Source organism: Rhodococcus sp. 008 (assembly GCF_001682295.1).
Lineage (GTDB): Bacteria > Actinomycetota > Actinomycetes > Mycobacteriales > Mycobacteriaceae > Rhodococcus_F > Rhodococcus_F qingshengii.
Genome location: NZ_CP012749.1, coordinates 1706394 through 1724213 on the forward strand (window position 1 = coordinate 1706394; position 17820 = coordinate 1724213).

The 17820-nt window shown below is 61.7% G+C and carries 17 protein-coding genes; 8 read left to right on the forward strand and 9 right to left on the reverse strand.

Annotated features, from left to right (window positions below; genetic code table 11):
• Positions 1-79: 79 nt before the first annotated feature.
• The gene (locus tag AOT96_RS08105) at positions 80-973 is read right to left on the reverse strand and encodes a LysR family transcriptional regulator ArgP (protein ID WP_065351554.1); all 894 of its coding nucleotides are present in this window, start codon (positions 971-973) and stop codon (positions 80-82) included.
• A 75-nt stretch (positions 974-1048) separates the two neighbouring features.
• Here AOT96_RS08105 and AOT96_RS08110 point away from each other — a divergent pair, with 75 nt between their 5' ends.
• Together AOT96_RS08110 and AOT96_RS08115 are read left to right on the forward strand one after the other, a co-directional pair.
• A complete protein-coding gene (locus AOT96_RS08110; RefSeq protein ID WP_042451547.1) occupies positions 1049-1669 on the forward strand; it encodes a LysE/ArgO family amino acid transporter in 621 nt (206 codons plus the stop codon).
• A 114-nt stretch (positions 1670-1783) separates the two neighbouring features.
• Positions 1784-3106, forward strand: coding sequence for a ClC family H(+)/Cl(-) exchange transporter (locus AOT96_RS08115; protein WP_065352785.1), 1323 nt, complete (start codon positions 1784-1786; stop codon positions 3104-3106).
• A 43-nt stretch (positions 3107-3149) separates the two neighbouring features.
• Here AOT96_RS08115 and AOT96_RS08120 read toward each other — a convergent pair whose 3' ends face one another.
• The 4 genes from AOT96_RS08120 to AOT96_RS08135 all read right to left on the reverse strand — a co-directional run bounded on the left by AOT96_RS08120 (position 3150) and on the right by AOT96_RS08135 (position 7799).
• Positions 3150-4019: a TIGR03619 family F420-dependent LLM class oxidoreductase gene (locus tag AOT96_RS08120; RefSeq protein WP_065352786.1), complete on the reverse strand. Its 870-nt coding sequence runs from the start codon at positions 4017-4019 to the stop codon at positions 3150-3152.
• Positions 4020-4340: 321 nt separating this feature from the next.
• Positions 4341-5531, reverse strand: a complete 1191-nt coding sequence (locus AOT96_RS08125) for a 4-hydroxybenzoate 3-monooxygenase (RefSeq protein ID WP_007730544.1) — start codon at positions 5529-5531, stop codon at positions 4341-4343.
• 98 nt (positions 5532-5629) lie between these two features.
• Positions 5630-6382 (reverse strand): IclR family transcriptional regulator, encoded by a 753-nt coding sequence (locus tag AOT96_RS08130; protein ID WP_003943227.1) that lies wholly within the window; start codon positions 6380-6382, stop codon positions 5630-5632.
• Between the two features lie 49 nt (positions 6383-6431).
• Positions 6432-7799, reverse strand: coding sequence for an NAD(P)/FAD-dependent oxidoreductase (locus AOT96_RS08135; RefSeq protein ID WP_003942969.1), 1368 nt, complete (start codon positions 7797-7799; stop codon positions 6432-6434).
• A 124-nt stretch (positions 7800-7923) separates the two neighbouring features.
• On the opposite strand from AOT96_RS08135, the gene AOT96_RS08140 reads away from it, so the two are divergent.
• From AOT96_RS08140 to AOT96_RS08150, 3 genes are all read left to right on the forward strand, one after another.
• Positions 7924-8814 (forward strand): LysR family transcriptional regulator, encoded by an 891-nt coding sequence (locus AOT96_RS08140; protein ID WP_003943104.1) that lies wholly within the window; start codon positions 7924-7926, stop codon positions 8812-8814.
• A 93-nt stretch (positions 8815-8907) separates the two neighbouring features.
• Entirely contained in the window at positions 8908-10371 is a 1464-nt protein-coding gene (locus tag AOT96_RS08145) for a benzaldehyde dehydrogenase (protein ID WP_065352787.1), read from the forward strand.
• Between the two features lie 154 nt (positions 10372-10525).
• The gene (locus tag AOT96_RS08150; RefSeq protein ID WP_231917407.1) at positions 10526-12022 is read left to right on the forward strand and encodes an MFS transporter; all 1497 of its coding nucleotides are present in this window, start codon (positions 10526-10528) and stop codon (positions 12020-12022) included.
• A 27-nt stretch (positions 12023-12049) separates the two neighbouring features.
• Here the strand turns inward: AOT96_RS08150 and AOT96_RS08155 are convergent, their stop codons facing one another.
• The gene (locus tag AOT96_RS08155) at positions 12050-12913 is read right to left on the reverse strand and encodes an SDR family NAD(P)-dependent oxidoreductase (protein WP_065352788.1); all 864 of its coding nucleotides are present in this window, start codon (positions 12911-12913) and stop codon (positions 12050-12052) included.
• A 47-nt stretch (positions 12914-12960) separates the two neighbouring features.
• Positions 12961-13848 (reverse strand): SDR family NAD(P)-dependent oxidoreductase, encoded by an 888-nt coding sequence (locus AOT96_RS08160; RefSeq protein WP_065352789.1) that lies wholly within the window; start codon positions 13846-13848, stop codon positions 12961-12963.
• 241 nt (positions 13849-14089) lie between these two features.
• On the opposite strand from AOT96_RS08160, the gene AOT96_RS08165 reads away from it, so the two are divergent.
• Both AOT96_RS08165 and AOT96_RS08170 read left to right on the forward strand, forming a co-directional pair.
• On the forward strand, positions 14090-14437 hold the full coding sequence (locus AOT96_RS08165) for a hypothetical protein (RefSeq protein ID WP_007730530.1): 348 nt from the start codon (positions 14090-14092) through the stop codon (positions 14435-14437).
• Entirely contained in the window at positions 14430-15080 is a 651-nt protein-coding gene (locus tag AOT96_RS08170) for a Dabb family protein (RefSeq protein WP_030536113.1), read from the forward strand. The genes AOT96_RS08165 and AOT96_RS08170 overlap by 8 nt, the downstream gene beginning before the upstream one ends.
• Positions 15081-15085: 5 nt before the next feature.
• On the opposite strand, the gene AOT96_RS08175 is transcribed toward AOT96_RS08170, so the two are convergent.
• The gene (locus AOT96_RS08175) at positions 15086-16012 is read right to left on the reverse strand and encodes an alpha/beta hydrolase (RefSeq protein ID WP_065351556.1); all 927 of its coding nucleotides are present in this window, start codon (positions 16010-16012) and stop codon (positions 15086-15088) included.
• Positions 16013-16292: 280 nt separating this feature from the next.
• Here AOT96_RS08175 and AOT96_RS08180 point away from each other — a divergent pair, with 280 nt between their 5' ends.
• Positions 16293-17015, forward strand: a complete 723-nt coding sequence (locus AOT96_RS08180) for an IclR family transcriptional regulator (RefSeq protein ID WP_007730520.1) — start codon at positions 16293-16295, stop codon at positions 17013-17015.
• Positions 17016-17110: 95 nt separating this feature from the next.
• Here AOT96_RS08180 and AOT96_RS08185 read toward each other — a convergent pair whose 3' ends face one another.
• Positions 17111-17692, reverse strand: coding sequence for a PadR family transcriptional regulator (locus AOT96_RS08185; protein ID WP_065352790.1), 582 nt, complete (start codon positions 17690-17692; stop codon positions 17111-17113).
• Between the last annotated feature and the right edge of the window lie 128 nt (positions 17693-17820).

Sequence of the window (17820 nt, forward strand, 5' to 3'; positions counted from 1 at the left end):
GGCCGAAGAAACGGTCCCAGGGGATCAACTTGTCCAGGTTCTTTGTTCCCTGAGCACAACACCACACGTACGGTATGCATCAGTTCGACGGCTGATGCAACACCTCGAGGGCGCGTCTGGTCACCACCTCGGAGATCCGGCGCAAGACAGGTGACGACAGTTTCCACTGCTGCCAGTACAGCGGAACGTCGTCCACGAAGTCCGGATCGAATCCGATCAGCACGCCGGAGCGATCGTCGTCGCCGCGCTGCAGGTCCGGTATCAATCCCCAGCCGTATCCCCGCCTGACGGCGTCCGCGAAGTCTGCCGATGAAGGAACAAGATGACGGGGCGGATCGGCGGGGTGGCCGACCTTTTGATCGAGGTAGCGATCCTGCAGTAGATCCTTGCGATTGAACACAACCAGCGGCGCCTCCGAAAGGGATTCGGCCGTGACACCGTCTGCGAACCAACGACGGCAGAACTCCGCACTCGCCATCGGCCGATACCGCATGATGCCCAAACGGCTGGAGGTACACCCTTGAATCGGTGACGCAACAGAGGTGACGGCAGCCATGACCGAACCGTCGCGCAGTAGTTCAGTGGTGTGGTCTTGATCGTCGAGATGAAAATCGAAACCGACTTCTTGCGTGAACTCCGCGAGGGCCCCGAGAACCCAGGTGGACAGCGAATCGGCATTGACCGCGATCGAGACACGTGCAAACATCCCTGAACCATTTTCAAGGCCGAGCTCTCGCACGGTGTCACGCGACAAAGCGTCTATCTGACGTGCAAGACGCAGGACTTCTCTCCCCGAATCGGTGACCCGGATGGGCTTGGTGCGCTGCACCAGGATCCGGCCAACCGAGGTCTCGAGACCTTTGATTCGTTGGCTGACCGCCGAAGGCGTGATGTGTAACTTCCGCGCCGCCGCCTCGAAGGTTCCCTCGTCGACCGCGGCGTGCAATGCCCTCAGTTGCTCGAAATCCAACATAATCTGAAGCTACTCTGATGCATCCTAAGAATCATTAGCTGGACTGACTGAAATCCGAGCGGCAGGCTCGACGACATGCTCAGCACCAACGACCCTGCGTCGGCCCTCGTCGGTTTCGGGGTCGGACTGTCTTTGATCGTCGCAATCGGCGCCCAGAACGCGTTTGTTCTTCGTCAAGGCCTGACGCGATCACACGTACTCCCGATCGTCGCAGTGTGCGCGTTGTCAGACGCAATTCTCATCCTCGCGGGCGTCAGCGGAATCGGGACCCTCCTCGAACACGCACCGTCGATGATCACGTTCGTTCGTATCGCCGGCGCCGTTTTCCTCCTCAGCTATGCGCTCTTCGCCGCCAAGCGGGCACTTCACCCCCAGACGTTGGCGCCGGATCGACATGGCAACGGGTCGAGGCTTGCCGCCGTCACGATGGCATTGGCTCTCACCTGGCTCAATCCACACGTGTACCTCGACACCGTGGTGCTCATGGGTTCTATCGCCAACGGTCGCGGCGAGATCGGACGTTGGTGGTTTGCCGCCGGTGCCATCACGGCAAGTGTGGTCTGGTTCGGCGCCCTCGGTTACGGCGCACGTCTGCTGACGCCGCTTTTTGCGAAACCCAACGCGTGGCGGGTTCTCGATGCTCTGATCGCCGTGATGATGGCAGTTCTCGGAATCAGCCTGCTTGTCGAATTGTGACCAGGCTGCACAACCTCGATCCGACCCTGCGGGTAGCGCGATGGGTTACCGTCCAAGGTGAGGAAGCTCAATTCACCTGTCGCGAGTTGTGACCATCAGGTAGGGCTGATCACGATGACCGAGGACGATGGCGGCACCGAACCGCGTGACTCCGACCGCGGACTGGGTTTGCTGTGTCTACTCGCTGCGGTCGCCGGCGTCGGGGTCGGATTTGTCGGCGGCGCGTTCCGTTGGTGTCTGATCAGGGCCGACGAACTTCGTCAGGCGATCGTGAACTGGGCGCATCACGTTCCGTACGTCGGGTGGCTCGTGCCGGTCCTCCTGGTGGCCCTGTGCACCGTACTTGCCGTACTGATCGTCAGACGAGTGCCCCTCGCAAAGGGAAGCGGCATCCAGCACGTCGAGGCGGTGTCCCGCGGTGAAGCGAAACCGCCGGGAATCAATCTCGTGCCCGCCAGATTCATCGGCGGCCTCTTGGCGATCGGCTCCGGTCTGGTTCTCGGCCGTGAAGGCCCCACCGTACACATGGGTGCGGCGATCGGAGCAGAAGCGGGACGGCGAGCCCGCCTCACCGAACCCGACGTCGCCATGCTGCAAACATCCGCGGCCGGAGCAGGTCTCGCTGTCGCATTCAACGCGCCGATCGCGGGGGCACTGTTCGTCTGCGAGGAGGTGACGCACTCGTTCCGGCTGCGCACCGTGCTGCCAACGCTTTTCGGTGTTTCAGTGGCGGTGGGCTGTGCACGGATCGTCATCGGTGATCAACCCGATTTCGAGGTCGGCACCGTCCCGACACCGCAACTCGCATTCTTGCCACTGTTCGTCGTCTTCGGAATCCTCACGGGGCTACTGGGTATTGCGTACAACCGCCTGATTCTAGGACTACTCGACATCGTGGCACGGCTCGACAAGATCCCACCGACTGTCATCGGCGCAACGATCGGCGCCGTCATCGGCCTGACGCTGTTCCTCGACCCGTTGGCCAGTGGGGGCGGCGACGTTCTTGCACAGATGATCGTCGGCGGAAGGACCTTCGTACTGCCGATCCTGCTGCTGTACTTGGTGGTTCGGTTCTTCACCGGCCCGCTCTCGTATGCCGCTGGAACTCCCGGCGGACTGTTCGCTCCCTTACTCGCTCTCGGCGCGCTCTGGGGGTCGATCTTCACCGGACTGTCGAGCTTCGTGCCCGGAGTGGACGCCGGGCTCACGGTCACTATGGCCACCGTCGGTATGGCGGCCTTCTTCGGCGCCGTAGTACGCGCACCGTTCACCGGCATCGTGATCGTGGTCGAAATGACCGCGGTGACGTCGACGCTGGTCCCGATGCTCGCTGCCACTGCGGCAGCGGTATTCGTCACCACGTCGGCAGGGTCGGCACCTATCTACGACAGTCTGCGCGAACGGATGTTGGAGCCGCAACGCCCGCATACGGATTGATCCCCGCACACGGGTCATTGCAGCACGGGTGCGCTACGTGAATTCAGAATTTGCAGATGACTTCCTCGGAGAACCTGCGTACCGAATCTTTCTTCGCTTCCAGGTCGCAGTCGAACCCGAGGCCGTACATGGCCCAAGGAATGACGATCGATTCCGTCACTCCGCTATCGGCCAGTTCCAGGGAGCCGTCGAGACCGAAGCGATCGGCGCAGACGGCCTGAATTTCGAACGGGGACTCGGCGCGCCCGTACTCGACCCGCAGGACGCCGATCCTCGCGATGAGAGCTTGCAGATCAGCGAAAGAGACTGTAGCCGAGGTCCAACCGTCACCCACTCGCGCTGCACGGCGCAATGCGGCCGCGGAATGTCCTCCGATGTAGATGGGGACGGGATCGACCGGCGCCGGGCTCATCTGCAGCCTGTCGAAGTCGAAGAACTTGCCGTGATGTTCGACCATACCGCCGCCTAGAACCAGTCGCAGTACCTCGAGCATCTCGTCGACTCGCGGGCCTCGATCCTTGGGGGAAGCGCCGCACCACTCGAATTCCTCTGGCGCCCAGCCCACACCGACCCCGAGACCGAAGCGGCCTCCTGTCAGATTCGCGACCGACCCCACCTGGCTTGCCAGCAGCAGAGGATTGCGTGAGCTGAGCTCGAGCACCTGCGGATAAAAGCGAATCTTCGACGTTCCGGGTCCCATGAAGGCCGCGGCAATCATGGGGTCTACAAATGGTGTCTTCGCGTCCCACATCCGCACACCGTCAGCGGTATACGGATACCCGGTAGCGCCCCGCTCGGGAAAGAACAGTGAGTCGGGCATCGTGATCGAAGAAAAGCCGCATTCTTCGGCCACTTTCGCAAGTGCAACGAGTTGAGAGAGGGGAATCATAGCCACGGCGAGGCTGAACTTCATCGGAAGATCCCTCTGTTCAGTTGGCCGGAGCGACTGAAGTGCCTCGATGACTCGAAGTCGGTTCGCACCGATCGGCTTGGGAGACAGTGGATCCTGAACAGTCACTTCTTGCAACGCTCAGTCATACGACAACTCCCCCGCAGTGCGGTCGAAGCATCAGCCACCCTCGGTTGGACAAGGACGTGTTCGAGGTTACAAAGCTCCCGCTACTTCGGCTCGGCGGCTTCCCGCCAGGCGGACACATACCAAGAACTTCGGGGTCCTGGTGACACCTGGCACCCCACTCCCCCTGATTTCGCACCGTGCAACCTGCGAATCGGCCTACTGATGCAAGGGAGTTCCGACGTAGTTCTCGGCGATCAGCGTTCGTCCCGCCACCGAACGCGTGACCATGTCCAACTCGGCCAACTGTCGGCGATGCCCGAAACCGCTGTCGTCTGGCAAGCGATGGAGCATCGACGACATCCACCACGAGAAGTGCTGCGTCCGCCACACACGCGGCAACACCGTTTCGGTGTACCCGTCCAGCATCTTTCGGTCGGACGAGGTGAAGAAACCGTCCATTGCCTTCGCCAGTGCGTAGACGTCGGCGATCGCGAGATTCATTCCCTTCGCGCCGGTCGGCGGCACGGTGTGCGCCGCATCCCCTGCAAGAAACAGGTTGCCGTGCTGCATCGGCTCACACACGAAGCTGCGGAACTGGAGGATCGACTTCTGAAAGATCCTGCCGTCCTTGATCTCCGCCCCCTCACCGTCGACGCGCATGTGCAGCTCGTCCCAGATTCGATCGTCGGACCAGTTGTCCACGGAGTCGTCCGGATCGACCTGAAGGTAATGACGCTGTACCTCGGGCGTCCGTGTGCTGATCAGTGCAAACCCGCGCTCATGGTTGGCATAAATCAGTTCTTCGGACGACGGCGGCGCCTCGGCCAGGATGCCGAACCACGCGAAGGGATACTGGCGGAAATGATCCGTTCGGATCGACGGTTCGGGAATCAGCTTTCGCGTTCCGGTGCGTGAACCGTCGCAACCGGCCACCAGGGCGCACTCGAGCTTCTGATCATTTCCGTCCGAGTCGACAAAAGTGATACTCGGGCGATCCGATTCGTGATCGTGTACTTGCGCGTCGGACACTCCGAATCGAATGTCCCCGCCGTCAGCGAGACGCCGCGCGATCAGATCCTTGAGCACCTCGTGTTGCGGATACACCGTGACTGCTCGCCCGTCGGTCAGTTCGTCGAACGCGATTCGGTGCCCTCGTCCACCGAATCGCAACTCGATTCCGTGATGTTCGAGGCCCTCCCGCTTCAGTCGATCACCGAGTCCGGTCTCGACCATGAGATCAACCGTGTTCTGTTCGAGCACGCCGGCACGAATGGTGCCTTCTACCTCTTCGCGGGTGCGGCATTCCAGGACAACCGAATCGATTCCCTTCAGATGCAACAGATGCGAGAGCATCAACCCGGCGGGACCACCACCGACGATTCCGACCTGGGTGCGTGAAGAAGACATACAGAGAGCTCCTGAGGTGAGTGACGATTGAGACCACCCTCGACCACGATCACTCCTCTGAACAGCTGCAATTTCACTCAGTGAAAGACCGAAACGAGCTATCGAAACCCACCGCTACCAAGCCCGCGTGATATTCCACGGGCGGCCGCGACCAACGCCGGCAGTAAAGGAGCCGGATCCTGCTCCACCGGAACAACTGTCGAGACCGCTGCCACGACACTGCCCCCGGCTTCGCGGACAGGAGCGGCGACGGCAAGGGTTCCGACGTTCAGATACTCGCGACAGACCACGAATCCGGCGCGCCTGATCTCGTCGAGAGTTGCTCGCAAAATCCGCTCGGAAGTAATGGTTTTGGGAGTGAACGACTCGAGGCCGGCGCGAAGGACGTCGTCGAGAAGCTCGGTTCCGCCGTGCGCGAGGAGAATCAATCCACCGCTGGACGCGTGCAACGGCAATCTTCCGCCGGCACGGCCGACCACGGTGACGGCGCTACGCGAGGACAAGCGCTCGAGGTACAGAGCCTCGGTGCCCTCACGAACGACCAACTGCACGTTCTCTCGGGTGACCTCGTACAGGTCCTCGAGGAACGGCAACGCCACCTGCCGTAGGCCGTGAGCGCCGGGAGCGAGAGCGCCGATCTCCCACAACCGGACTCCGACCTGGTACTTGCCGTCACTCCGACGCTCGAGTGCGCCCTCAGCCACCAACTGCCCACACAGTCTATGGACGGTGGGCAGAGGCAAACCGCTGCGACGACTGATCTCCGACTGCGTCAACCGCGGCGATTTCGCGTCGAAGGCACCGAGCACGATAAATGCCCGGCCGATCAACGAACGCTCGCCTGATGCCATTCACACAGTGTGACTGACATCAGGCGAAACGTGTTCAGGCGGTGCGGAGCTACGCGGAGTGCGCCAATTCCGGTTCGCGTTCGGTCACCGGCGGCGTGGCCTCGATCTTCATCGGCTCCTGCGCGTAGTGGAAGTGCGGACGACGGTGACCGATGAACGAACCGAACCACGACATCACAGCGACATACCGGTTGCGGAAGCCCACCAGATACATCACGTGCACGGCCAGCCACATGAACCAGGCGATCGTGCCCTTGAACTCGACCTTGCGGACGCGACACACAGCGCTGAATCGGCTGATGATCGACATGCTGCCCTTGTCGAAGTATTTGAAAGGCGTTCCGGCCTTGACCTTTCCGTTCACAGTCTTCGCTGCGTGACGTCCACCCTGCATTGCAACGGGCGACTGACCAGGCAGACCGTTCAGCGAAGTCATGTCGCCGATGGCAAAGACGTTGGCAAACCCGCCGACGGTCAAGTCCGGATTGATGAGCAGACGACCTGCACGGTCACTCTCACAACCGGTCGCCTCGCCGAGCACTGCTGCGAAGTCGTTGGCGCGAACACCGGCCGACCAGATGACGGTCTCGGCGTCGATGCGCTTCTCTTCCTTGGTCTTTGCCGAAGAGACGGTGACACCGTGCTCGTCGATGGCGGTGACCATAGTGTTGAGAACAACCTCGACACCCGACTTCTCGAGCGAGGCCTGTGTGTACTCACTGAGCTTGCCGCCGAAGGCCGGAAGCGCAACGCCCGCGCCCTCGACCATGGTGACCGTGACCTCGTCGGCGCTGATGTTGTTGATGGACTTGGCGAAGTAGCGACGCGCCAGTTCCTTGATCTGTCCGGCGAGCTCGACGCCGGTCGCGCCTGCACCGACGACAACGAAGCTGAGCAGGTTGCGGCGAACCAGCGCGTCGTTGGTGGTGTGAGCCTCTTCGAAGCAACGCAGGATCTGCTTACGCAGGACCTCGGCATCCTCGACGGTCTTGAGCTTGTAGGTGACCTTTTCGAACTCGTCATGACCGAAGTACGCCTGGGTGGCACCGGTGGCTGCGATGAGCGAGCGGTATCCGAGAGTGTGGCGGGTGCCCGAAGCCTCGTAGACGACGGTGTTCTCTTCGGCGTTGACCTCGACGACGCGACCGAGACGCACGTCGGCGTTGGGGTACTTCTGCAGGATCGTGCGGATGGGCGGAGCAACTTCGCCTGCCGACAGAACGCCCGTCGCCACCTGGTAGAGCAGCGGCTGGAAGAGGTGCTCGGTGGTGGCGGAGATGAGGACGAACGGCGTCTTGGACTTCGCGAGGGTCTTGGCCGCGGCGAGGGCTCCGAATCCCGAACCGACGATGACTACCTGAGTCTGCTCGTGTCCAGTCGCGTCGATGTCAGCGCGACCCGCAGCTGTTCTATCCACAACAAATCTCCTCAACCAAATTGAAAGTATGACTATTACGGTATGGACTGATCATGGGTCGGGTCCAGCTAGCTGGAGTATTCGCAAGACTGTTATCTCGATTGCTCATAAGTAAGCTGTCCTCATGGACTTCCGCCAACTCAAGTACTTCCTCGTCGTGAGCGAGGAACTGAGCTTCAGTCGCGCTGCCGAGCGCTGCTTCATCTCGCAGTCGGCGATCAGCCATCAGGTCGCCCGACTGGAGAAGGAGCTTGGCGCGACACTCTTCGAACGCTCGACCCGAGCGGTTCGCCTTGCCCCGGCAGGATCGCGACTCGTGCCCATCGCGCAGCAAGTCCTCAGCCTCGAAACGATGGCCTACTCCGTCGCACGCGACCCACGAGCCCGGATCCGGATCACCGGAAACATGAGCTTCGCCGCTCAGACGCTGGACGCCATCGCACACGTGCGCGAACTTCATCCGGACCTGGACGTCGAGTTCGTCATCAAGAGTTTTGCCCACCGCATGGACGCCGTGGCCTCCGGTGACGCCGACATCGCGCTGATTCGCGGCGGCGTCGACCGCCCCGGACTCGAACCCTTGGACCTCGGCGTCGAAGATCTGCTGGTCGTAATGTCGAGCCGGCACCCCCTGGCCGGCCAGCAAAGCGTCGACCTCAATGATCTGGCCGCATACCCCCTGCTCCTGCCGCCGCGCCAAAGCCAGGTGCTCATTCACAAGGTGGTCGAGGACGCGTTCCGCGAGATAGATCGACGCGTCCAACTGGGCCCTGCAATTCCGAGCGATCACACAGCCACGCTGGACGTGATCACCAACCCGCGCGCCTGGACCCTCCTGTATTCGATCACCGCAGGCGAATCTCCGCGCGCCGGCATCAGCTTCATGCGAGAATCGCACGGCCGCTTGCGAATTCCCGTCTCGGGAGTGACCCGCAGCGGCGCCACCCACTCGACCGAGTTCGCCGATCTGATCCAAGCGCTCAAGGACGCCATGAATCCGTCTTTCACTGAGTGAAAGTGCGATGGCGATCGACTCCCCTCACGGAGCAACGTGGTGCACAACCATGTGATGCGGCGCGCGGTTGCATCCCTTTACCGAGGAGCGGCCATGACGCGTTTGCTGAGCGAACCTGTGTGGGAATCGAAGATCTTCGACGGCGAATGGGTTCGCGGTAGCGCCGACGATCGTATTGTCGTCGAGCCGGCCACCGGCAAGCAGTTGACGACGGTCGGCATGGCAACACCAGACGACGTGGCAGCCGCTGCAACAAAAGCTACTGCCGCTCAGAAGGATTGGGCAGCAAGGCCGTACACCGAACGAGCCGCCGTTCTACGCCGCGCCGGTCAACTGTTCGAGCAGTACGCCGACGAAATCGGCGAATGGGTAATCCGCGAGGCCGGCAGCATTCCCGCCAAAGCCGGACTGGAAACCCACACCGCTGCCGAAGAGTGCTACAACGCAGCAGCTTTGGCCGCACACCCCATCGGCGAGGTGCTGCGCTCGGAGCAACCGCGGCTGAGCTTCTCTCGTCGCGTCCCCGTCGGCACCGTCGGCGTCATCGCACCGTTCAACTTCCCGATCATTCTGTCGATCCGTGCAGTCGCTCCCGCACTGGCACTGGGCAATTCGGTGATCCTCAAGCCTGATCCGCGCACGGCGATCTGTGGCGGTGTGGTTCTTGCCCGCATCTTCGAAGAAGCCGGTTTGCCTGCCGGAGTGTTCGGCATGCTGCCGGGTGGCGCTGACGCCGGTGAGGCAATCGTGGTTCATCCGAGCGTTCGCGTCATCGCATTCACCGGGTCGACCCGGGCAGGACGCGCTGTCGGTGAACTGGCGGGCCGCCATCTCAAACGAGCACACCTCGAACTCGGGGGAAACAACGCACTGATCGTCATGGACGACGTCGACCTCGAAAAGGCCGCATCTGTAGGCGCTTTCGGATCCTTCATGCACCAGGGGCAGATCTGCATGACCACCGGCCGCCAGCTCGTCCACGAAAGCATCGCCGCCGACTACACCGCACTCCTTGCCGAACACGCCGACAAGCTTCCGGTAGGCGACCCGTTCACCGGTCAGGTCGCACTCGGACCCATCATCGACGCCAAACAACGCGACCACATCCACTCCCTGGTCACCGGAAGTATCGCGGCCGGAGCAAAACTGGCGGCCGGCGGCACCTACGAGGATCTCTTCTACCGACCCACCGTGCTGGCCGACACCCCACTCACCGCGCCGGCATTCGCCGACGAAGTCTTCGGGCCAGTCGCACCGGTCACCTCCTTCGCCACCGTCGAACAGGCCGTCGCCATGGCCAACGATTCCGAGTACGGACTGTCACTGGGCATTCTGACCTCCGACGCCATGCGCGGGCTCGAGCTCGCCCAACAAATCCCCACCGGCCTCGTACACATCAACGATCAGACCGTCGGCGACGAAGCAGTCATCCCGTTCGGCGGTATGGCGTCTTCGGGTAACGGTGGCCGCGTCGGCGGTATCGGCGCAAACCTCGACGCCTTCACCGAAACGCAGTGGGTGACTGCGCAGAGCGCACTCCCGGTCTACCCCTTCTAGTCCGGAACACGCCGAGTTGGTCCTGAATACACCGAGCTGGCCCCAGGGGCTCACTGACCAGCATTGACGGGATCGATCTCGCGGACTTACCATCCAGAGAAAATTACTTCGGCACATTAAGCAATTTCTCTTGTAATTCCCGAGAAGGACCCACTTGACGAATTCAGTGACGACCGACAGCGCTGCGCAGCCAACGGTCCACGACACCCCGGATGTATCCGTCGTAACATCGCCGCGCCGCGAGGCCGTCATCATCGGGGCGCTCAGCCTGGCCGCGATGATCGTCTCGATGATGCAGACACTGCCCGTCCCGATTTTGGGGCGTATTCAGTCCGATCTGGGCGCATCCGCGGCCGGCATCAGTTGGGTGACGACGGCGACGTTGCTGTCGGCCGCCGTTTTCACTCCCCTGTTGGGCCGCTACGGCGATCAGCACGGCAAGAAGCGCACGCTGGTCGGCGTTCTGGTCGTCATGGTCATCGGTTCGATCGTCGCCGCACTGGCACACAATCTGCCACTTCTCATCCTCGGACGCGTCCTCCAGGGGACCGCCACCGCCATCTTCCCGCTGGCTCTGTCGGTCCTGCGCGAAGAGGTCCGCCCACACAAGCTTCCCGGCGCGATGGCATTGGTCAGCGGAACTCTCGCATTCGGCAGCGGGCTCGCCCTCGTAGCCACCGGACTTCTCACATCGGCTCCGGATGCCGACTACCGCAACGCCTTCTGGATGGCCACCGGGTTCGCGTTGCTTGCCCTCGTCGCCGTCGTCACGCTGGTTCCGGCAACCAAGCACAAGAGCGGCGGGCGCGTCGACGTCATCGGCGCGCTGAGCCTGGGCGCTGCACTCCTTCTGCTCCTGTTGTCGATTTCGCAAGGCCACCAATGGGGTTGGTTCTCACCCGTGACCATCGGTGTTTTCCTGGGCTCGATCGTGATGTTCGCAGTCTGGGTCTGGATCGAGAAGATCGTCGACGAACCACTGGTCGACATGCGAATGTTCGTCCACCGGCCCGTGATGATGGCGAATCTGGCGGGGGTCATGCTGGGCTTCGGAATGTTCGCCAACTTCCTGGGCATCTCCTATCTCGTGCAGCTTCCCCACGCCCTCACGGGATACGGATTCGACGCCAGCATTCTGCGTGCGTCGGTGGAATTCCTGCTGCCGGGTGCGATTGCCTCGCTGATCGCAGCACCGATCGGTGGGCGGCTCATCAGAGTGCGTGGGCCACGCTTCGTCCTGGGACTCACCGCCATCTGTGGTGCGGTGCCGTTCGCCTGGCTCGCGTACGACCACACGCACACCGCGTCGGTCATCGGTGCCGGCATCGTGATCGGCGCCGCCGTGAGCCTGGGCTACGCGGCCATGCCCGCGATCATCATGTCGAGCGTTCCGCGACACCAGAGTGGAATAGCCAACGGCATCAACTCGATCTCCCGTTCCACCGGCAGCGCCATGGGCAGTGCAGTGGTGACTACGATTCTCGCCTCGATGACCATCGCGAACCTGCCAGAGGGCGTATCCGCTCTGCCCAGCGAATCCGCCTTCACCGTCACCTTCGTCACTGCCGCCGTAGCTTTCGCTCTGGTCGGCCTGGTGGGTTGGTCAGGCCTCCCCAAGAGTGCGTCGACGTCTGTCAACGGCAGCGCGTGAACAGGCCTGCTCCGAACAGCTCCGCATTCACGAGATGCCCATGTGTGTGAGCATTGTGCGAGGATCGGCGGGAGGTAACAGGTCTCGAAGCTGAGCGGCTCGGCGGTCGGTGAACTGCCGACACGCGTCGTCGTCGGAGAACACCCAGAAGTCCCCACGCGCTATTGCTTCGGTCATGTGCTCGGCGGCATCGAGCGGGTCGAGTCCGGATTCGACGTTCGCCTGTTGCATTGCATCGAAGACAGCGTTTGCCGTGACGTTCGTAGTCGGCGCGTCACGCTGGGCCGCACGAAAGATCTCACTCCGGATCGAGTGTGGAACAACAGCACTGACCTGAATCGGAGAGTCGACCAACGACAGATCTTGGTGCAAGCTCTCGGTCATCGCCAGCACCGCGAACTTACTGACGATGTACGGTCCTTGCACCGCGGCGCTGTTGATCCCGCCGACAGAAGACAGATTGGCCACACACGCCGGCTTACCCACCTTCAACATCAATGGCACGAAAGCACGAAGGCAATAGAAGACGCCGTCGACGTTGATCTCCATCAACCGTCTCCACCGCGCACCACTGACTTCCCACAGCAACCCGGCCGTCTCCACTCCGGCATTGTTGACCAGCAACTCGACGCTGCCGTGACGATCGAACACATTGTCCGCCATCCTCTTCACGGCATCGGCATCCGCTACGTCCACCCCATGGACGTCAGCTCTCCCACCGGCCGCGCGAATGTCCTCGGCGACGAGCGACGCACGCTCCTCGTCGATGTCGGCAACGACCACCGTCATTCCCAGCCGCGCAAGGTGACGGGCGAACCCTGCACCGATACCGGCCCCCGCACCGGTCACGACGGCCGTGCCGGTACCGAACCGGCGTTCAGCGTGGGACATCTCCACTCCTCGGGTTGTGTCGCCGAAACTATTGCTCGACAAAGACTTCAGATTCCTTCGGGCAGAATGTTGGGATTGCACCACGTCGGTGGCTCACGTCTGGGCATCAGCCCTTGCCCGTCGAGCGCCTTCACGACCAGATCCTGATACCAGGGAAAATGAAGACTGAAGGCTACAAGGCCGGTCCGCTCGGCCGCGGGAAGAGAACACATGGCCAGTACCGTCTCGGCAAGATACTCGACGGGCTCGGTTTCGTATCCATCCGGAATGAGTGCGTCGGCGCCGGGAGTCGAGATCGCAGTGGAAGGCCCCACCGAGTTGACCGCGATATTGTCGTCCAGCACCTCCGCGGCGAGGCCCTGTGTGAACCTGTGCAGTGCTGCCTTCATCGACGCGTAAATCACGTCACCCGACGTCTTGTTGTAGTCGCGGAAGGGCCTGATCGGATTCAGTCCCGTCGAGGAACCGATGTTCACGATCCAGCCTGCGCCGCGCTCTCGCATGTAGGGGATGGCTGCCTTCGACAGGGCGAACGGCGCGCGAATGTAGTGGTCGAGGGTCCGATCGAACGTCGCCAGCGACATCTTCTCGATCGGCGCGTAGTCGGCAAACCCGGCATTGTTCACGAGGATGTCGATACCTCCGGTCCGCGAGACGACCTTCTCGATCAATCCGTCGCGAGCCTCGGAATCCTCGAGATCGGCCGGAATGGCAAGTGCACGACCGTGTTGCGACTCGATCATCTCGACGGTCTCGGACAACGTACCGCCGATGACGACATTACTGTCGGCACGGACTGCCGCGGTAGGCCGAGTCGACCGTGCGGTGACGACCACGGTTGCCCCCTCTGCCGCCAGTCGCCTGGCGATCGCCCTGCCGATGCCTCGACTGCTCCCGCTCACCAGCGCGGTCTTCCCTACCAGCGAGTGATTCAACTGCTCCTCCAAGGCTCTTCCACTTCACGACATCGAACACATGACGTATGTGTTCGACCTGAGTTCGACTGCATTTCACGCAATCGTTGACCGCCATGTTGCATCATCCGATTCTGTTGCACAGCAACGATTCCCGCCTGACGGGAGGTGTCGAAAGGCCGGGCACATGACCAAATCCGCTATCTCCCGCTGTGTGAGATCGAAAGCATCACAACGGGTTAGGGGAAAGTAATCTTCACCAATGGCAGATGAAACGCTCTACGTGATCGATCGGATAGTCACGAAACCGGGATGCGGTCGACAGTTCGTCGACGCGCTACTCGACCAGTATTTGCCGAGTGCACAGCGTCGCGGCATGACACTCGCCGACGTACTCGTCAGCCCTCCGTTGTGGTGCGATCAAGACCCGAACACCTTGACCGTCACCTGGACGGTCGACGGCACGGCCGGCTGGTGGTCGATGACGCGCCAGGGCCGCAGAGACTCCACCCTCAGGCAGTGGTGGGATGCAATGGCTCCGCTCATAATCGAACGGAGTCGCTCCATGGCCGCCGCAGCAAAGGACATCGAAGGACTGAGCAATGTATAACGTGACAAGAGTCGTGCACGCCGCCAACGGGGCGGGCGCCGACGAGTGGACCGCTGCAGTGAAGAACATTGCCGCAGTTGCCGAATCGTCGAACGCGCTGCGTCGTCTCGTCTGTACGACACTTCCCGGCGTCATCAACGGCGGAGATCTGATCGTCCATCTTCAGTTCGAAGACGAGATGGCTTGGCAGACAGCCCGAGATGCGGTCGACGACAGCCTGCGCTGCGCCGCCGTCGACCACTTCCACGGTGCCGAGTACTCGTCCGGGACCACGGGACGTTCCGGCGCCGAAGCCGCCGGTCAGGTGTACCGAGCGCTGTTCATCCGGGTATCCCCCAGCACACCCCAGGACGTACTCGAGGAATTCGAACGGGATCTGCTCAGGATGCCTACCCATATCTCGTCGATCTGCGCCTGGCGTCTCAGCCGAGTCGACGCAGCGATCGGGCACACACCATGGACTCATGTCTGGGAGCAGGAGTTCACCGACCTCGGCTCACTGCAGACCCAGTACCTCGATCATCCGATTCACTGGGCAGTGGTGGACCGGTGGTTCGACCCCGAATGTCCCGAGGCCGTGGTCCACGACAGAATCTGTCACACGTTCGGCAATCTCACCGAGAGACTCCTGACAGTGAAGTGATCTGCCTACTCGCTACCGAGCGCCTCGCGCGTCATCGCCCAAAGCTTCTGTCGCGCAGGCTCGGTCAGTGACAAAGACGGGATAGTGAGGAAGCCGTGGAACAATCCTTCGAAGCGATGATGGCGCACCGAAACGCCAGCCGTCGCGAGCATCTGCGCATACGCGTCACCTGACGAACATGGCGGATCGAGTTCGGCTGTCACGACGACAGCAGACGGAAGACCGGCGAGCGTCTCCGCACGCGTAGGAATCACACGGGCGTCGTCGCGACCTTCAGGCGCGTACTGCTGCCAGTACCATTCCATCGCTGCGGTGGTGTTGTAGTGACCCGTGCCGTAGAGCCGATACGACTCGGTTTCGAAGTCGTCGTCGATCACGGGGTAGATGAGAACCTGAAGGGCGATTTCCGGACCACCCCGATCCCGAGCGGCAATAGCCACGGTCGCCGCGAGGTTCCCTCCCGCACTGTCGCCCACAAGTGCGATTTTACCTGCGCCGGAACCGTATTCGGCAGCATGCTCGCTGGCCCACGCCACCGCGGCGTAGACGTCGTCGTGGGCTGCCGGTGCCGGATGCTCCGGCGCCAACCGATAGTCGACGGCAACCACTACTGCGCCGACTCCCTGCGCCATCGATCGACAGAATTCGTCGTGACTGTCCAGATCACAGAACACGAAACCGCCCCCGTGAGCGAAGACCACGAGAGGAACGTCGTTCGAGGTTCCATGCGGACGAAAGACGCGAATTGCCAGATCTCCACCGGGACCGTCGATTACGTGATTCTCGACTGAAAGCATGTCGGGAAGACCCGTCAGCGGCGCACGTCGGTTCCGAATCAGAGTTCGTAGCTCCGACGGCGGGACACTGGTGACATCCGGGAATCCAGCGTTGAGGGTTGCAAGCATCGTGGCGACTTCCGCTTGAATCGTCATATCGTCTCCTGGTCTCTCAGCCCGGCGGGTGGCGCTACGTCTGCGCCGGCATCCGCGTTTGTCCACTTGGCGTGTGATCACGTCAACGTAGATCGCCCACCACCAAGCAAGGAACCCGCTCTCCCGATCAGTGGTCCGTTTCCGCCGACGAGCACCGGAGGCGTCCGATCCACAGGGTGGCCTTCTTCACAAAGCAGAAAAAACATGTCATCATTCCTAATCGAAATAGCCTTGTCCAGGGCAGTTGTCCAACTTGACTACGGGATAGCAGAGGGAACACATGTCGCTCCAGCTCGAGGTCGATCCCGCAACGCCGAACGCCTTCCTCGACCGAGTCTCTCTGCTACTGGATGCGTTCGGCGGTCGAGATCGTCTCACCCTCGCCGAGATTGTCCGACGAACCGGGCTTCCAAGGTCTTCAGCCCACCGCATACTCGACCATCTGGTCCAACTTCGGTGGCTGCACCGCAGCGGCCGCGATTACACGCTCGGGTTGCGGCTCGTGGAACTCGGCTCGTTGGCCGTGTACCAGGACAGACTTCACTCAGCTGCGCATCCGCACCTGTACGAATTGCACCGGCGTACCGGACTGATCGTCGAGATGACGATTCTCGACGGCTCAAATGTGGTGTGCCGCGCCCACATGGCAGGTCGTTTCGCCAGCATGATTCCGAATCGGATCGGTTTCAGCACGCGCGCAGACGGAACTCTCGTCGGCAGGGTCCTCCACACCTTCAACAACGAGCGAGGAGAGGCGGCCGACGAGGTCCGAAAAACCGGCGTGGGATACGGCCGTGACACGCCGATCGACGGATTCGGCACGATCGCCACTCCGATCGGCCCGATCGGCGTCGCGACCTCCGCGCTGTCGATCTGCGGACCGCTCCGACAAATGCCGCTCGACGAGCGGAACTCGCCTCTCACCGGGCTTCTTCGGGAAACAGCCGCTTCCCTGTGGCGAAATGCGGGCGTCCGGACCACCGAAAGCATGCGAGCTCAGTAGGCACGAAGACTAAGCACGAAGACTGGGCACGAAAACCTCGACAGCACAATTCTATTGGCGTGGGGCAGAATCTGGAGAGTTGTACCTCCGCACGCTCAGATCAACTTCCAACTACCGGCATTGACGGGCTGCGGCAAGCCGAGAGAGTTGGCGTCGCCTTGCGCGAATCGAGCGGCGGCCTCATCGATGTCATCGAGCAACTGAGCGGCGAGGTCGATCTCCATCTGAAAATGGCGGCCTATCCATCGCAGACTCATCTCGGTAAATGCCCAGGCGGGTTCATTCTCCGAGTTATCGGCGTGTTCGATTGCCTTGAGCTTCTTTGCCTCGAGGTTGTCGATGTGATCGAGCACTATCGACTTGAGCTGATCGGGGTCGTTGAGGTGGCCGACCCACAGTCTCAACATCACTCCATGTTTGAGAACGGGGGTTTCGATCTCCGATCGGCGTGACCATGATCTGAGAGCCTCGATACCGGATTCGGTTATCGTGAACACTCGTCGACGACGCCCACCCGATTCCGAAACCTCCCGCGAACTGACGAATCCCAGCGTTTCCAGCTTTTTGAGCTCGGTATAGACCTGGCTCACCGACGGGCTCCAGTAATAGAACCCGATGCTCCAGTCGGCCCAGCTTTTCAGATCGCTGCCACTGAGTTCTTCTCCGAATGTGAGCATTCCCAGCACTGCCCAACTTGTCGCGGGCAATGCCGGGTAACACGCAGTTGCGGGATCAGGCACCGGCCCAGACTAACAAGACGTCGACCATCTGACACCGACTTGCCCACCGAGTGGTCTGTTCACGA

What these genes read in the sequence shown, in the direction of transcription:
- AOT96_RS08110 (WP_042451547.1), top strand. Translation starts at nt 1,049, where the DNA reads ATGCTCAGCACCAACGACCCTGCGTCGGCCCTCGTCGGTTTCGGGGTC.
- AOT96_RS08170 (WP_030536113.1), top strand. Translation starts at nt 14,430, where the DNA reads ATGTATAACGTGACAAGAGTCGTGCACGCCGCCAACGGGGCGGGCGCC.
- AOT96_RS08105 (WP_065351554.1), bottom strand. Translation starts at nt 973, where the DNA reads ATGTTGGATTTCGAGCAACTGAGGGCATTGCACGCCGCGGTCGACGAG.
- AOT96_RS08155 (WP_065352788.1), bottom strand. Translation starts at nt 12,913, where the DNA reads ATGTCCCACGCTGAACGCCGGTTCGGTACCGGCACGGCCGTCGTGACC.
- AOT96_RS08115 (WP_065352785.1), top strand. Translation starts at nt 1,784, where the DNA reads ATGACCGAGGACGATGGCGGCACCGAACCGCGTGACTCCGACCGCGGA.
- AOT96_RS08175 (WP_065351556.1), bottom strand. Translation starts at nt 16,012, where the DNA reads ATGACGATTCAAGCGGAAGTCGCCACGATGCTTGCAACCCTCAACGCT.
- AOT96_RS08140 (WP_003943104.1), top strand. Translation starts at nt 7,924, where the DNA reads ATGGACTTCCGCCAACTCAAGTACTTCCTCGTCGTGAGCGAGGAACTG.
- AOT96_RS08120 (WP_065352786.1), bottom strand. Translation starts at nt 4,019, where the DNA reads ATGAAGTTCAGCCTCGCCGTGGCTATGATTCCCCTCTCTCAACTCGTT.
- AOT96_RS08165 (WP_007730530.1), top strand. Translation starts at nt 14,090, where the DNA reads ATGGCAGATGAAACGCTCTACGTGATCGATCGGATAGTCACGAAACCG.
- AOT96_RS08130 (WP_003943227.1), bottom strand. Translation starts at nt 6,382, where the DNA reads ATGGCATCAGGCGAGCGTTCGTTGATCGGCCGGGCATTTATCGTGCTC.
- AOT96_RS08125 (WP_007730544.1), bottom strand. Translation starts at nt 5,531, where the DNA reads ATGTCTTCTTCACGCACCCAGGTCGGAATCGTCGGTGGTGGTCCCGCC.
- AOT96_RS08180 (WP_007730520.1), top strand. Translation starts at nt 16,293, where the DNA reads ATGTCGCTCCAGCTCGAGGTCGATCCCGCAACGCCGAACGCCTTCCTC.
- AOT96_RS08185 (WP_065352790.1), bottom strand. Translation starts at nt 17,692, where the DNA reads ATGCTCACATTCGGAGAAGAACTCAGTGGCAGCGATCTGAAAAGCTGG.
- AOT96_RS08145 (WP_065352787.1), top strand. Translation starts at nt 8,908, where the DNA reads ATGACGCGTTTGCTGAGCGAACCTGTGTGGGAATCGAAGATCTTCGAC.